Below are 12,938 nucleotides of genomic sequence, written 5' to 3'. Positions count from 1 at the left end.
ACGTCGCCACATTCCGCTCATCCCCGCGAAGGCGGGGAGTCAGCCGGCGGTCTCGCCGGGGAGCAGATCGCGCCCGGTGCGCGCGGCCGACGGGCGGCTGCCGCCGGCGATCCGGATCGGCAGCGGCTGCGGCGCCACCAGCGTCTCGAGCTGCCCCACGGGATACCCGCCGGCCATCATCAGCCGCCAGTCGAGCGCCCGCATCACCAGCAGATCGAGCGGCATCACGGGCCGCTTCGCCGCCGCACTGCCGGCCGCCAGCACGATGGTCGCCACCCGGTCGGCGAAGCGCTCGTGCTCCTTCATGAAGGCCAGCATGTAGCTACGGTAGCTCATGTCCGGCAGCCGATGCCCGATCGCCTGGATGCCGCGGCGGGCGCGCTGCGTCGCCGGGGCGTAGACGGCTGGCGCACAGGCGCAGGCGAAGCGGGTGAGCAGACCCATCAACGAGGCCGTCGTGATGCCGGCCCGCACGGCTTCGAAGTTGATCTCGTCGAGCCGGGTGAAGGCCTCGGACGAGGGCGTTCCCGCAGCGCGAAAGACCGGGCGCGCGACGTCGTCGAGGAACCCGAGCAATTGGCGGCACTGAGCCGGCCGCAGGCGATCGGTGAGGCCATGGAAGGCGAGCCAGCAATCGAGCGTCCGCGGGGTCAGCGCCGCGGCGGACCTCATCTCGACCGAGAACGCCGCCTCGCCGGCGCGCCATGCCGCGATGGCGGCGCTCACCGATAGGTCGTCCTGATACCGCTCTTTCCGCATCACGCACCCTGGTTGCCGCGCGATCTTACCGCCTGCGTTCCTTCGGCTGCTGGTCTCGCCAGCCTCGATCGTGTCGACGAACTCTCGCCTCGGCTCCGGACGCAGGGCGGCGTCGAAGAGGAACAAGCTGAAGGCGAGCACCGGAGGACGCGCTTGGATTTCCGCGCGATCCGATAACGCACGAGACGCCATCCGGGTCCGTGAAAATCGACAAATCTCGCCGAATGCCGCGTCAGACCGCTACTTTTATCACATGACGACACTCGGTGAGGTAACGACCGGCCGTCGAGCCCGGCGATCGGCGCTTCTGATCAGGACTTCCGGCCCTTGACGCATGTCAACACGGCCGCGCGGCAGCGCGCGACACTTGTAATCGTAAGCAGGAGGTGTGTCATGACGACGAAGCGTTTCGTCGCAGCGACGGTCGGTCTCGGTCTGCTCGGCCTCTTGGTGACCCTCCCGGCCCTGGCGCAGGCGCCCGCCTATCCCGAGCCGGTGCGCGGCGCCCGCGGGATGGTGCTGCTGCCCGGCGTGATGACGGGTCCGGGCACGCTCGGCACCGGCGGCATGCGCCGGCTGTGCGATCCGCGCGCGGTCGGCCTCACCCAGTGGCGGGTGACCTGGATCGAGCGGGTGATCAAGCCGACCGAAGCCCAGCAGAAGCCGCTGGAGGACCTCAAGGCCGCCTCGGCGAAGGCGGCGGATCTGTTCGCGACCGCGTGCCCGAAGCGCGCCCCGCGCCTGCAGGCGGCGCCCGAGCAGCTCGCCATGATGGAGAAGCGGCTCGAGACCGCGATCGCGGCGCTGCGCCTGGTGCGGCCGGCCTTCGACACCTTCTACGCCGCGCTCGACGCGACCCAGAAGGCCCGGATCGACGAGCTCGGCCCGAAGCGCAGCGGCTGGCTGTGGTGAAGGCGGCGGGACGCCGGCCGCCGCGCGAACGCGGCGGATCCGGCCGGCGCACGGGAGTACCGGCTCCGCCCTCATGGTGAGGAGGCCGCATAGCGGCCGTCTCGAACCATGAGGCCCCGCCGCATTCAGCCGATGTGTGCACGAGACGCCGGCGGGCACCCGCGACTTCGGCGGGCCACGTCCTTCGAGACGCCGCCTTCGGCGGCTCCTCAGGACGAGGCAGAACCGACGGTGACGGCCGCGAGCAAACTCACTCGAAGATGCGGTCGCCCTGCAGGTCGACGATCTGGCGAGCCTTGGAGAGCGTGAAGCTCATCGCGTCGTCGAGCGCGGCGTGGCTGTCGGCGCGGATGAAGCGGTGTTCCTTGCGGACGCCCCCGATCTCCTTCTCGATCACGCCGGCGGTCTGGTACTGGCCGTTGTTCTGAAACGGCTCGGCCCGGATCGTATACCCCTTGTACTCGACCACCTCGCTGCGCGGGGCAGACGCGGGCGCGGACGCACCCCCGCCGAACAGGGACTTCCAGAACGACATCGCGATCACCGGAGCAGAAACACCGGCGCGAGCTTAGCCCGCGCGTCGCGGCGCGGCAAACCGCGCCGCACGGCCAGGCCGCGCGGGGCCCGACGTGCCCGACAGGGTCGCGTCAGTGGGCGCGCCGCGTCTTGGCCTCGATCTCGAGCTGCTCGGCGCGCCCGGTCGCGTTGCGCAGCGAGCCGTCCATGGCGAAGATCACGGCCAGCCAGGCGGTGACGAAGTTGGTGAAGAACAGCGCCAGGAAGGTGATCAGGCCGGCCGTCACCGAGACGTACATCTCGACATAGTAGCTGATGCCGGCGGCGATCGCGGCACCGATCAGGACGAACACGACATACAGGATCAGCGCCTTCATGGACGGTCTCCGGAGAGGATCGAGGACAGGCGTTCCGGGCGGAACGTGGATGCCGGGACCGGCCGGGCAGCGCGGCGGCAGCCGGACTGGAACTTACACGGGGCTTACGGCGGCCTCAACGGCAAACCGGACCGCCACGCCTTCGGGGCACAGCCATGCATACGGCAGTGCGTCAAGGCCGAGCGTTTTCTGCCGCAGCGCAGCGGACGGCCGCGCCCGCATCACACCTCGAACTCGAGGCTGACGCAGCAGCCGGCGGCCGCCCCGGCCGGCGCCGGATAGGCGACCTCGGAGCCGAGTCCGCGCGCCATCGCGGCGACGATGCGGCTGCCCATGCCGGTGCCCTTCGCCGGCCCGTCGCCGCGCCAGCCGACCCCGTCGTCCTCCACCCGCAGCGCCGCCCGGCCGTCGTCGAGGGCATCGAAGCGCACCCGGATCTCGCCGCCGCGGTCGGCCGGATAGGCGTACTTGAAGGCGTTGGTGACCAGCTCGGTGACGACCACGCCGATCGACACGGCCTTGTCGGTCGGCACCCGCACCGGCGCGGCGGCGAGCCGGATGGTGGCGGCGTGGCCGGAGGCCTTCATGGTCGCCTCGAGGTCGCCGAGCAGCGCGCCCAGATACTCGGAGATCTCGACCGAGCGCACGTCGCCGGACGTGTAGAGGCGGCGATGCACGCCGGCGATCGCCATGATGCGGGCCTGCATCTCGCGCAGCGCCGCCTGGGCGGCCGGATCGGAGATCTCCTTCGCCTGCATGTGGACGAGGGCTGCGACCAGCGCGAGCGAGTTGGCGACGCGGTGGTTCACCTCGTGCAGCAGCACCTCGGCGCGCTCCTTGGCCTCGCGCATCTCGCGCTCGGCGCGGTCGCGGGCGGCGGCGAGCCGCGCCTTCTCCAGCGACTGCTCGATGGCGCTCTCGAGCAGGGCCAGGAACTCCTCGCCGACGCTCTTCGAGACGTAGTCGGCGGCGCCGGCCTTGAGGGCCGCGACCGCGACCGCGGTCTCGCCCGAGGCCGTGACGTAGACGGCCGGCGGCGGCGCCGGCAGCTCCTTCAGGCGCGCCAGCATGTCGAGCCCGGTGCCGGTCGGCAGGAAGTGGTCGAGCACGATCACCTGGATGCCGCCGCGGGCCAGCCGCGCGAACCCCTCCTCCGCGGTGCTCACCCGCTCGACCGCGTAGCCGCGCCGGCCGAGCGCCTTCTGCACCAGACGCGCGAGGCCCGGATCGTCGTCGACATGCAGGACCGTGACGGGCGAGTTGGACATGGATCAGTCGGTTTCCGGGACCTGCATGACCGCGAAGAACAGGCCGAGCTGCCGGATCGCGTTGGCGAAGCCTTCGTAGTTGACCGGCTTGGTGATGTACACGTTGGCGCCGAGGTCGTAGCAGCGCTGGATTTCTCGCGCGTCGTCGGTCGTCGTGAGGACTACGACGGGCGAGCGCCGCGTGTGCTGGTTGGACTTCAGCCGCTCCAGGATGTCGATGCCGGTCATGTCCGGCAGGTTGAGGTCGAGCAGCACGAGGAGCTGGCGCCCGGCGCTCACCTCGCCGGAGCCGTCCGGCCCGAGCAGGTAGTCGAGCGCCTCGGTGCCGTTGGTGAACGGCAGGATCTCGTTGTTGACGCCGGCGCGCCGGATGTTCTTCTCGATGAGGCGGGCGTGCCCCTCGTCGTCCTCGATCATCACGATCCGGACCGGCCTCGCGTTCTGGTTCACGTCCGTTCACTCCCGGCGACGCGCGCGACCTGGCGGAGGTCGCGCGGCAGGTTGATCCTCATGATGGTGCCGCGCCCGACCTCGGAGGCGAGCGTGATGTCGCCGCCCAGATTGCGCACCATGGCGCGCACATGGGCGAGCCCGATGCCCTCGCCCGGCTGGTCCTGGGCGCCGGAGCGGCGGAACAGATCGAAGACGCGCTCGTGATCCTGCGCGGCGATGCCGCGGCCGTTGTCCTCGACCTCGACGACGATGCGCTGGCCGGGCTCCGGCTTCGCCCGGATGCTGATCCGGATCGGCCGGTCGGGGCTGCGGTACTTGACGGCGTTGTCGAGCAGGTTGCCGAACACCTGCTCCAACGCCAGCCGGTCGGAGACGACGGACGGCAGGCCGGGCGACAGCGCCACCTCGCCGCCGGCCTCGACGACCTGATGGCGGATGCTCTCCGACGCGGTCTCCAGGAGCGCGCCGAGCTCGATGCGCTCGGGCCGCAGCGTGCGGCGCCCCTCGCGCGAGAGCTTCAGGATGGCGTTGATCAGCCCGTCCATCTTGCGGGTGGAGGAGCGGATGAAGCCGAGCGCCTCCGGCGCGTCCTCGGTCGCGGCGAGCCGCGCCTCGGCGGCGATCGGGTCGTCGTCGGGCACGCCGGCCTTCTCGATCCAGCCGCGGATCGCGCCGAGGCTCGCCTCCAGCTCGCTGGTGAAGCCCATGATGTTGACGAGCGGCGCCCGCAGGTCGTGGGTGACGATATAGGCGAAGCGCTGGATCTCGTCGTTGGCGCGGCCGAGATCGGCGGTGCGCTCGGCGACCCGCTGCTCCAGGCTGGCATTGAGGGTCTCGACCTCCTGCCGAGCCGCGACGAGCTGGCGCGTGTAGGCGATCGCCATCCACGCACAACCGCCGACCACGCCGACGATGACGAGGGCGCCCAGGATCGTGACCCAGTAGAGGGTCGAGATGGTCTTGGACTGGTGGGCCACGGCCTCCGCGATGCGACCCTCGGCCTCGGCAATGAGGTTCGCCAGGATGGCGCGCGCCTCGTCCATCAGCTCGCGGCCGCGGTCGGTCCGCACGATGGCAACCGCCTCGTCGCGGCGCCCTGCGCGCACGAGATCGATGGTCTCCTGCATCTCCGCGAGCTTGGCCGAGACGATCTCGGACAGGCGGGCGATCGGCGCGGCGACCGTGGGATCGGAGGCGAGCCGCTGGCGCACCAGGTCGATCTGGTCGACGAGGCCGCGCCTCGCCCGCTCGTAGGGCCCCAGATAGGCATCCTCGGCAGTCAGCAGATAGCCGCGCTGCCCCGTCTCGGCGTCCTGCATCAGGCTGCGCAGGTCGGCGAGCGCGGCGCGCTGCTGGCGCACCTTCACCGACAGGTCGGAATAGACGCGCGTGTCGGCCACCAGCCACAACGTGGCGACCACGATGGCGAGCAGCGCCGCCAGACCGACCAGCAATGCGGCGACGGTCGAGCGGATCAGGGCGAGCTTGGAGATCGGCATGCGAGGGTTTTCGGCGGTCCGGCGCCGCCGAAACGGCAATCCGAGACATATAGGGTGTTCTACGCAGGACGCCCAGCCCGCAGGGCCGGCGAAAACCGTGGATCGTGCCGCATTTCCTGCACGGCGAAGGCGTTACCGCTATTTTCGTACCGCCGTCAGACGAGCGGCAGATCGCGCAGGCGCAGTTCGAGCGTCGGGGCGAAGCCGAGCCGCAGCGGCTCGTCCGGGCGGATCGTGACCTTCTCGCGAAACCCTTCCGGCCCCGGGCTGCGGTGGAGATGGGCGACGAGCCCGTCGGCCTCGATCACGACGACCTCGCGGATCCCGAAGGCGGCATAGAGCCGGGCCTTGCGGCCGAGGTCGTAGACGAGGCTCGAGTCCGACACCTCGACGGCGGCGAGCGCGGTCTCGGCCGTGAGGTTGGCCAACCCGTCGGCACGACGGAAGAAGACGAAGTCGGGCTCCAGGAACGTGTCGGGATCGAGGCGGAAGGTGGTTTCCTGGGCGACAGCGAGATCACCGGGCAGGCGCGGCACCCAGTACAATGCGAGACTGACCTTGATCCGCTCGTGGCGGAGCCCCTTCGGGGACATCGGCACCACCTCCCCGCCGATCAGCTCGAAGCGCTCGTCCTCGGCGAGGACGCCGGCCTTCACCATCGCCTCGATCTCGGCGACGCTCCAGCGCCGGCGCATCAGGCCTTCGGCGGCCTGCGTCGTGAGCGGCAGATCGGGCGGGCGGAGAACCTCGTTCATGGGGACGATGCTAGCACGACGGGCAGCGGCCCGGAACGTCGCGCGCCACGCGCCGGCCACGGTGCCGCAACGCTGGCTTCACTCGGTCAGGCGCTCGGCGAACAGGTGCATGGTCTTGCGGTAGATGACCGAGCGGTTCCACTCGCGCATCACCTCGAAGTTCTGGGTGCCCTCGCCGAACGGCGCGCCGGGCTGCCAGCCGTTGACCTTGAGGAGATTGGCCGTCGAGGCGAGCACGTCGGGCACGCTGTGGCGCAGGTCGACATGGCCGTTGCCGTCGTAGTCGACGCCGTACTTGATGTAGGAGGACGGCAGGAACTGGGTCTGGCCGAGCTCGCCCGCGAAGGCGCCGATCATGTCGCGCAGCGGCAGGTCGCCGCGCTGGACGATCTTCAGCGCCGCGATCAGCTCGCCCTGGAACAGCTCGGTGCGGCGGCAGTCGTGCGCCAGCGTCGCGATGGTGCGGATCACCGGCAGCTTGCCCATGTCGCCGGTGCCGTTGTCGCTCTCCAGCGTCCAGATCGCCATGAGGAGCTCCTTGGGCACCCCGTACTGGCGCTCGACGCGGCCGAGCAGCGCCGCGTGCTTCTGCATCAGCGTCCGGGCGCGCTTGATGCGGGCCGGGATGACGCGCGTCGCGGCGTATTCCTCGAAGGTCTTCTTGAAGGTGTAGCGCTGGCGGCGATCGAAGGCGAGGACGGCCGGATCGGCCGTGACGCCGGCGAAGGCCTGCTCGATCACGGCGCGGGACACGCCCTGCGCCTGCGCGTCGCGTGCCATGGCGGCCAGGAACGTGTCGAAGTCGCCGCCGCACTGGGCGGCCCGGGCGGGCGCCGCCGCGACGAGGCCCGCCAGAAGAGCACCGGAGAAAGCGACGAGACAGGCGCGCGCCGCGCGGCGCGCCGAACATTTCGCAAAGGCCATTCCGGTCCCCGTGTCGATCGATGTCGGGATCGAGAGTGGCACGCGGGTGCGGCGGGGAAAAGGCGGGTTCTCCGGGCCGTTCCCGATGCCGCGGCGCGCCCCCCTTTGCACCCGGATCGCGGCAGATCCGCGGGCCGCCCGGCTGCCCGGCGGCGGACGATGCCTTAAGGTCTCGCCCGGGCGGCGGCGCGCCGCGCCGCCCCCGCGAGGCGTCTCGAGCAACGGAGCCACCATGCCCAAGGGTTACTGGGTCACCACCTATCGTTCGATCAAGGATCCCGCCAAGGTCGCCGCCTATGCGGCGCTCGCCGGCCCGGTGATGACCGAATACGGCTGCCGCTATCTGTGCCGCGGCCCGGCCGCCGTCGCGCACGAGCAGGGCGTCAAGGAGCGCGTCGTCGTCGGGGAGTTCCCGAGCCTCGCCGCCGCGATCGCCTGCCACGACAGCCCGGGCTACCAGAAGGCGCTCGAGGTGCTGGCCGACGGCGCGGTGCGCGACATGCGCTTCGTCGAAGGCGTCGAGTGACATGACATCGCCGGTGCTTCGGGCGAGCCCGTCCGAAGCACCGCAGGCTTACCGGGTAGCGGCCCCTCGGCCGCGCAGCCGCACCGCCGAAAGCCGCCCGCTCAGCTGGTCGGCACCGGGCCCGCCCGGCCGTGCAGGGTCGCGGAGGCGAGCGCCGCGGTGGCCCGCTGCGACAGGTCGGCGAAGAACGGCACCGCCGCCTTGCCGGCCGGTCGCGGCTGATCGAACATCGGCAGCACGTGGCGCAGCGCCGCCTTCACGTCGATGCCGAGCCCCATCGGGAACTCCGGATTGGTGCTGTGCCAGGCGCGCGGCACCGTGTAGTCGGCCTCCAGGTCGGGACGCGAGTTCAGCGCACCGAACCAGTCCCACTGGCCGATCACGTCGAGGACCTGCCGGAACGGCGGCGGCATGCCGATCTTGGCGCTGACCGTGACGATGCGGAGGCGCCGCGCGAGCTCCGCCGTGAGCGCCTGCTGGTCGCACGACAGCGCATAGAGCGCCTCGGAGATGACGAGGTTGCCCTTGGAATGGCCGATCAGCAGTGCCGGCTGGAAGCGCGGGTCGGACAGGAGCGCGACGACCGTGCGCGTGTCCTTGCTGGTGCGCGCCCACATCGCGCCACTCGACAGCTCGGCGGCGTGCTCGGAGCGGGTGAACAGCTTGGTGGCCGCGTCGAGCGGCTCGAACAGATGACGGATGCTGTTCAGCGTGCCGAACCAGAAGTAGCCGCCGAGCGCCTCGGTCATCACGTCGGCGAGGCCGTAGCCGGAGACGACGGCGGCGACCGGCGCCTCCAGCACGTCGGCGACGTTGCGGGCGAAGGCGGCCGCCCCGAGCGCCGAGCTGCCGACGCCGGCCACCGCCAGGGCGGCGACCGGAACGCCGGCCGCGAAGAACGCCTCGGGGTCGAGGAACACCTGGAGCGTCCCCTGCCCGCTCGGCGGCACCAGCACGATGGCGCCCTCGCGCGCCAGCCAGAAGGCGAGCTGGGGCGCCTCCTCCGCCGTGATGGCGCCGACGTCGTAGAAGGCCGCGTCGATCGCGGCGTTGCGGCGCTGGAGCGTGTCGAGAGCGACGGAGCGGACGGGATTATCGGCGAACTTTTCCGGGAACGCGGCGGCGCGCTGCACCTGCACGCCGGCAAGCGTCGAAAGCGTCTGCATGCGGACCTCCCAGGATTGCAACGCCGCAGTGTCCTGCAATTTTGCGGTGCACACCAGCGACGAGGCCACGCCGGAGGTTGCACGCGCGGTAATGTGATGGAGTGAAGAGAGGGCTGCGAAGCGGGTGAGATGGCCAGCGGCTCCGGAGCGTCCGGATTTCTCAGATCACGCAGTTTCGATCCGGGAGGATTTCAGCAAAAAGGTTGGCCGCGAGAGCCGACAGCAACGCCAAGAGGGCCGATGCGGCAATGCCCGAACGGATGCGGCACTGCCCGAAGGCTTGCTGTTCTGCTGCGTCGCCTCGGCGAAGGCATCGTGTCCCGGGCGCGGCGCATCGCGCCGCGAACCGGGACCCCAGGGGCGATCAGGTGAGGCGGACACTTCTTTTTCGGAGGGCCCCATCGCCACTCGTCGTGCCGCCCCTGGGCCCCGGCTCAGCGGCGCATCAGGCCTGCGGCCTGCCGCGCCTTGTCCGGGGCACGAGGAGAGTCGTTTCATCCCTCGGTGTGGGATGCGCCGAGGCCGGGCCTTGTTAGAAGCACGAGCCGGCGCTGCGAGGTGGCGCTTTTCGCCTCATGCCCCCCTGTGGAAACCCGGGACAACCCCGCTTCGCAACCCTGGCCGAGTCGCGGCCGGGCGGGACGCCCTATATTGGCGGCAGGTTCGGCCTACAGTCGCGAATCGGCTCACGAATCACCATGCGGTTTCCGCCCGAGTTCCTCGACGATCTGCGCGCCCGCCTCCCGGTCTCGGAGGTGGTGTCGCGGCGCGTCAAGCTGAAGAAGGCGGGGCGAGAGTGGAAGGGACTGTCGCCCTTCAACAAGGAACGGACCCCCTCGTTTTTCGTGAACGATTCGAAGGGGATGTGGTTCGACTTCTCGTCCGGCCGGAACGGCAACATCTTCGACTTCGTGATGGCGACCGAGGGGCTCTCGTTCCCCGAGGCGGTCGAGCGGCTGGCCGGCGCGGCCGGCATGACGCTGCCGAAGTCGTCCCCCGAGGCGGCCGAGCAGGCCCGCCACAGCCGCACGCTGCTCGACGTGGTCGAGCTGGCGGCGCGGTTCTTCGAGGCGGCGCTGCAGAGCCGGGCCGGGGCACGGGCGCGCGGCTATCTGGCCGACCGCGGCCTCGACCCGGCGACCCAGCAGAAATTTCGCATCGGCTGGGCGCCGGCCGACCGCTTCGCCCTCAAGGAGCATCTCGGCCGCGAGGGCGTGTCGGTCGAGGACATGGTGGAGGCCGGCCTGCTGGTCGCCGGCGACGACATCCCGGTCCCCTACGACCGGTTCCGCGACCGGGTGATGTTCCCGATCGGCGACCTGCGCGGCCGCATCGTCGCCTTCGGAGGACGCGCGCTCGACAAGGACGTCTCCGCCAAGTACTTGAATTCGCCGGAGACTTCGCTCTTCCACAAGGGCGGCCTCTTGTACAATGGGGCGGGCGCCCGAGCCGCCGCCCATGCCGGCGCGCCCCTCATCGCCGTGGAGGGCTATGTCGACGTCATCGCCATGGTGACGGCCGGCTTCCCCGGCACGGTGGCGCCGCTCGGCACCTCGCTGACCGCCGACCAGCTCGCCCTGATGTGGAAGATCGCCGACGAGCCGGTGCTGTGCTTCGACGGCGATTCGGCCGGCCGGCGCGCCGCCTATCGGGCTGTCGACCTCGCGCTGCCGCTGCTCGCGCCGGGCAAGAGCCTCTATTTCGCGACGCTGCCGCAGGGGCACGACCCGGACGACCTGATCCGGGCGAGCGGCAAGGGCGCGATGGCCGACGTGCTCGCCGCCGCCCAGCCGCTGGCCGACATTCTCTGGATGCGCGAGACCGAGGCGGCCCGGTTCGACACGCCGGAGCGCCGCGCCGGCCTGGAGGCACGGCTCGACGGCCTCTTGGCCGGCATCGCCAACGAGTCAGTGCGAAAATACTACCGGGCCGATCTGGGGAACCGTCTGCGCGGCCTGCTGGTGCCGGAGGCGGCCGGCGGAGCGGGTCGGTTTCAAGGGCGCCCGGCGGCGGGCGGCTTTCGGTCCACCGGCCGGGGCGGCAAGGGGGGCTTTACCCGCGGAGCCAAGGGCGGGGACCGCCGCTTCGCCGGGCCGGAGGCGACGCCGGCCGTGCTCAGCCCGCGGATGTCGACCAGCCCGGTGGTGCGCGGCGCCCGCGCCGTGCTGCCGGCCCGCGAAGCCCTGCTGGTGCTCGCCGTGCTCAACCATCCGTGGTTGCTGGACGGCCACGCCGAAGAATTCGCCGTGCTGGATCTCGTCCATCCGGATGCCGACCGGCTGCGGCGGGCGATCCTCGACGTCATCGCGGCGCACGAGGAGGAGGGCGGCGCCGAGATCGACGTCGCGACCCTGCGGGCGGCCGTGCTGGCCCGCGATCTCGGCGGCCTGGTCGAGCGGATCGAGGCGGCGCTCACCCATGTGGCGGACTGGCCGGCCCGGGCCGACGCCGCCCCCGAGGACGTCCGCCCCTGGTGGCGCCACGTTCTCACCTTGCATCACAAGAACCGGACGCTAAATAAGGAACTCAAAGAGGCCGAGCGCGCGCTGGGGGACGACCCCAGCGAGCGCAATTTTGCGTGGTTGCAGGACGTCCAGGGCCGCCTGGCCGCGATCGAGGGCACCGAGGCCTCGATCGAGGGGTTCGGGGCACTGTCCGGCCGGCCGACGCGCGGACTCTAGAGGGGAACGGCCGCGGACGCTCCCGACGGGTCGGGCCGGTGCGCCGGTCGGACAACTCGGACGGGCAATTCGGGCGGGGCGTACATTAGGGACGGGGTGCGGAAAACGTTTTTCGGACCGGTGCGGCCGAGTTTCGGGCGCGCCATGACGGTGTTTCGGCTCTCGCAAGGTTTCAGTGTGAGACTTCGAGCGATTCGGTCAGGCAAACGGGCGAGATGACGCCGCACCGGGGCGAACGGTCCCCGGCGAGGCGGTGACGAGCGGTCGCCAGAGGCCGGTGGAGTGCCGCCGGCGACGTGACGGCGGGGACACGAGGCGGTCTGGGCGAGAGCGCGGCTTTCAGGAGAACTCATGGCGACCATCAGGACGAAAGCGGCCGGCAAGGACAAGGTCGTGAAGGACAAGAAGGACGAGACGACCGAAGGCCAGACCCCGGACACTCCGGACACGCCGCTGCCGCTGCTCGACCTGTCGGACGCCGCCGTCCGCAAGATGATCAAGCTCGCCAAGAAGCGCGGCTACGTCACGCACGACCAGATCAACGCCGTCCTCCCCTCCGAGGAGGTGACGTCCGACCAGATCGAGGACATCTTCGCGATGCTCAACGAGATGGGCATCAACGTCGTCGAGCAGGAGGAGCACGGCGAGGAGGAGACCGCCGAGGAGGCGCACGAGGACGACGACGAGGGCGAAGGCGAGCTCGTCGAGGTCACCCGTGCGACCCCGGCCAAGACCGAGCGCGCGGAGCCCGGCGAGCGCACCGACGACCCGGTCCGCATGTATCTGCGCGAGATGGGCTCGGTGGAGCTCCTGTCGCGCGAGGGCGAGATCGCCATCGCCAAGCGCATCGAGGCCGGCCGCGAGGCGATGATCGCCGGCCTGTGCGAGAGCCCGCTGACCTTCCAGGCGATCATCATCTGGCGCGACGAGCTCAACGCCGGAAAGGTGTTCCTGCGCGACATCATCGACCTCGAGGCGACCTATGCGGGTCCCGAGGCGAAGGGTGGCGCGGCCGTCGCGGCGCCCGGCGTCGAACCGGAGGCCGAGGACGGCGAGGAGGCGGTCGATGCCCCGCCGGTGGCGCCCGCCGCGCCACCCTTCG

Annotated in this window: 13 protein-coding genes; 4 read left to right on the top strand and 9 right to left on the bottom strand. The window is 70.8% G+C overall.

The window, feature by feature from the left end:
• Window positions 1-39: 39 nt before the first annotated feature.
• Window positions 40-726 carry a hypothetical protein gene (locus CCR97_RS05325; RefSeq protein ID WP_111355770.1) on the bottom strand — a complete coding sequence of 229 codons (687 nt, stop codon included), beginning with the start codon at window positions 724-726 and terminating at the stop codon, window positions 40-42.
• Between the two features lie 426 nt (window positions 727-1,152).
• Between CCR97_RS05325 and CCR97_RS05320 the strand changes: the two genes are divergently transcribed.
• Window positions 1,153-1,671 carry a Spy/CpxP family protein refolding chaperone gene (locus CCR97_RS05320; RefSeq protein WP_111355771.1) on the top strand — a complete coding sequence of 173 codons (519 nt, stop codon included), beginning with the start codon at window positions 1,153-1,155 and terminating at the stop codon, window positions 1,669-1,671.
• A 250-nt stretch (window positions 1,672-1,921) separates the two neighbouring features.
• Here CCR97_RS05320 and CCR97_RS05315 read toward each other — a convergent pair whose 3' ends face one another.
• From CCR97_RS05315 to CCR97_RS05285, 7 genes are all read right to left on the bottom strand, one after another.
• Complete coding sequence (locus CCR97_RS05315) at window positions 1,922-2,206, bottom strand: HlyU family transcriptional regulator (RefSeq protein ID WP_111355788.1); 285 nt, start codon at window positions 2,204-2,206, stop codon at window positions 1,922-1,924.
• 112 nt (window positions 2,207-2,318) lie between these two features.
• Window positions 2,319-2,564, bottom strand: a complete 246-nt coding sequence (locus CCR97_RS05310) for a hypothetical protein (protein WP_111355772.1) — start codon at window positions 2,562-2,564, stop codon at window positions 2,319-2,321.
• Between the two features lie 221 nt (window positions 2,565-2,785).
• Entirely contained in the window at window positions 2,786-3,832 is a 1,047-nt protein-coding gene (locus CCR97_RS05305) for a histidine kinase dimerization/phosphoacceptor domain -containing protein (RefSeq protein ID WP_111355773.1), read from the bottom strand.
• 3 nt (window positions 3,833-3,835) lie between these two features.
• Window positions 3,836-4,249, bottom strand: a complete 414-nt coding sequence (locus CCR97_RS05300; protein ID WP_111355789.1) for a response regulator — start codon at window positions 4,247-4,249, stop codon at window positions 3,836-3,838.
• Between the two features lie 29 nt (window positions 4,250-4,278).
• Complete coding sequence (locus CCR97_RS05295) at window positions 4,279-5,784, bottom strand: sensor histidine kinase (protein ID WP_111355774.1); 1,506 nt, start codon at window positions 5,782-5,784, stop codon at window positions 4,279-4,281.
• Window positions 5,785-5,939: 155 nt separating this feature from the next.
• The gene (locus tag CCR97_RS05290) at window positions 5,940-6,539 is read right to left on the bottom strand and encodes a Uma2 family endonuclease (RefSeq protein ID WP_170145704.1); all 600 of its coding nucleotides are present in this window, start codon (window positions 6,537-6,539) and stop codon (window positions 5,940-5,942) included.
• A gap of 78 nt (window positions 6,540-6,617) precedes the next feature.
• Complete coding sequence (locus CCR97_RS05285; RefSeq protein WP_111355775.1) at window positions 6,618-7,463, bottom strand: lytic murein transglycosylase; 846 nt, start codon at window positions 7,461-7,463, stop codon at window positions 6,618-6,620.
• A gap of 232 nt (window positions 7,464-7,695) precedes the next feature.
• On the opposite strand from CCR97_RS05285, the gene CCR97_RS05280 reads away from it, so the two are divergent.
• Window positions 7,696-7,989 carry a DUF1330 domain-containing protein gene (locus CCR97_RS05280; protein ID WP_111355776.1) on the top strand — a complete coding sequence of 98 codons (294 nt, stop codon included), beginning with the start codon at window positions 7,696-7,698 and terminating at the stop codon, window positions 7,987-7,989.
• A gap of 101 nt (window positions 7,990-8,090) precedes the next feature.
• Here the strand turns inward: CCR97_RS05280 and CCR97_RS05275 are convergent, their stop codons facing one another.
• A complete protein-coding gene (locus CCR97_RS05275; protein WP_111355777.1) occupies window positions 8,091-9,155 on the bottom strand; it encodes a hypothetical protein in 1,065 nt (354 codons plus the stop codon).
• Window positions 9,156-9,853: 698 nt separating this feature from the next.
• On the opposite strand from CCR97_RS05275, the gene dnaG reads away from it, so the two are divergent.
• Both dnaG and CCR97_RS05265 read left to right on the top strand, forming a co-directional pair.
• A complete protein-coding gene (dnaG, locus tag CCR97_RS05270; protein WP_111355778.1) occupies window positions 9,854-11,836 on the top strand; it encodes a DNA primase in 1,983 nt (660 codons plus the stop codon).
• A gap of 360 nt (window positions 11,837-12,196) precedes the next feature.
• On the top strand, window positions 12,197-12,938 hold a 742-nt coding region (locus CCR97_RS05265), incomplete at its 3' end, for an RNA polymerase sigma factor region1.1 domain-containing protein (RefSeq protein ID WP_420826061.1).

This window comes from Rhodoplanes elegans (assembly GCF_016653355.1).
Lineage (GTDB): Bacteria > Pseudomonadota > Alphaproteobacteria > Rhizobiales > Xanthobacteraceae > Rhodoplanes > Rhodoplanes elegans.
The sequence above is the reverse complement of the archived record's forward strand: the minus strand, read 5'-3'. Positions and strand labels throughout refer to the sequence as shown.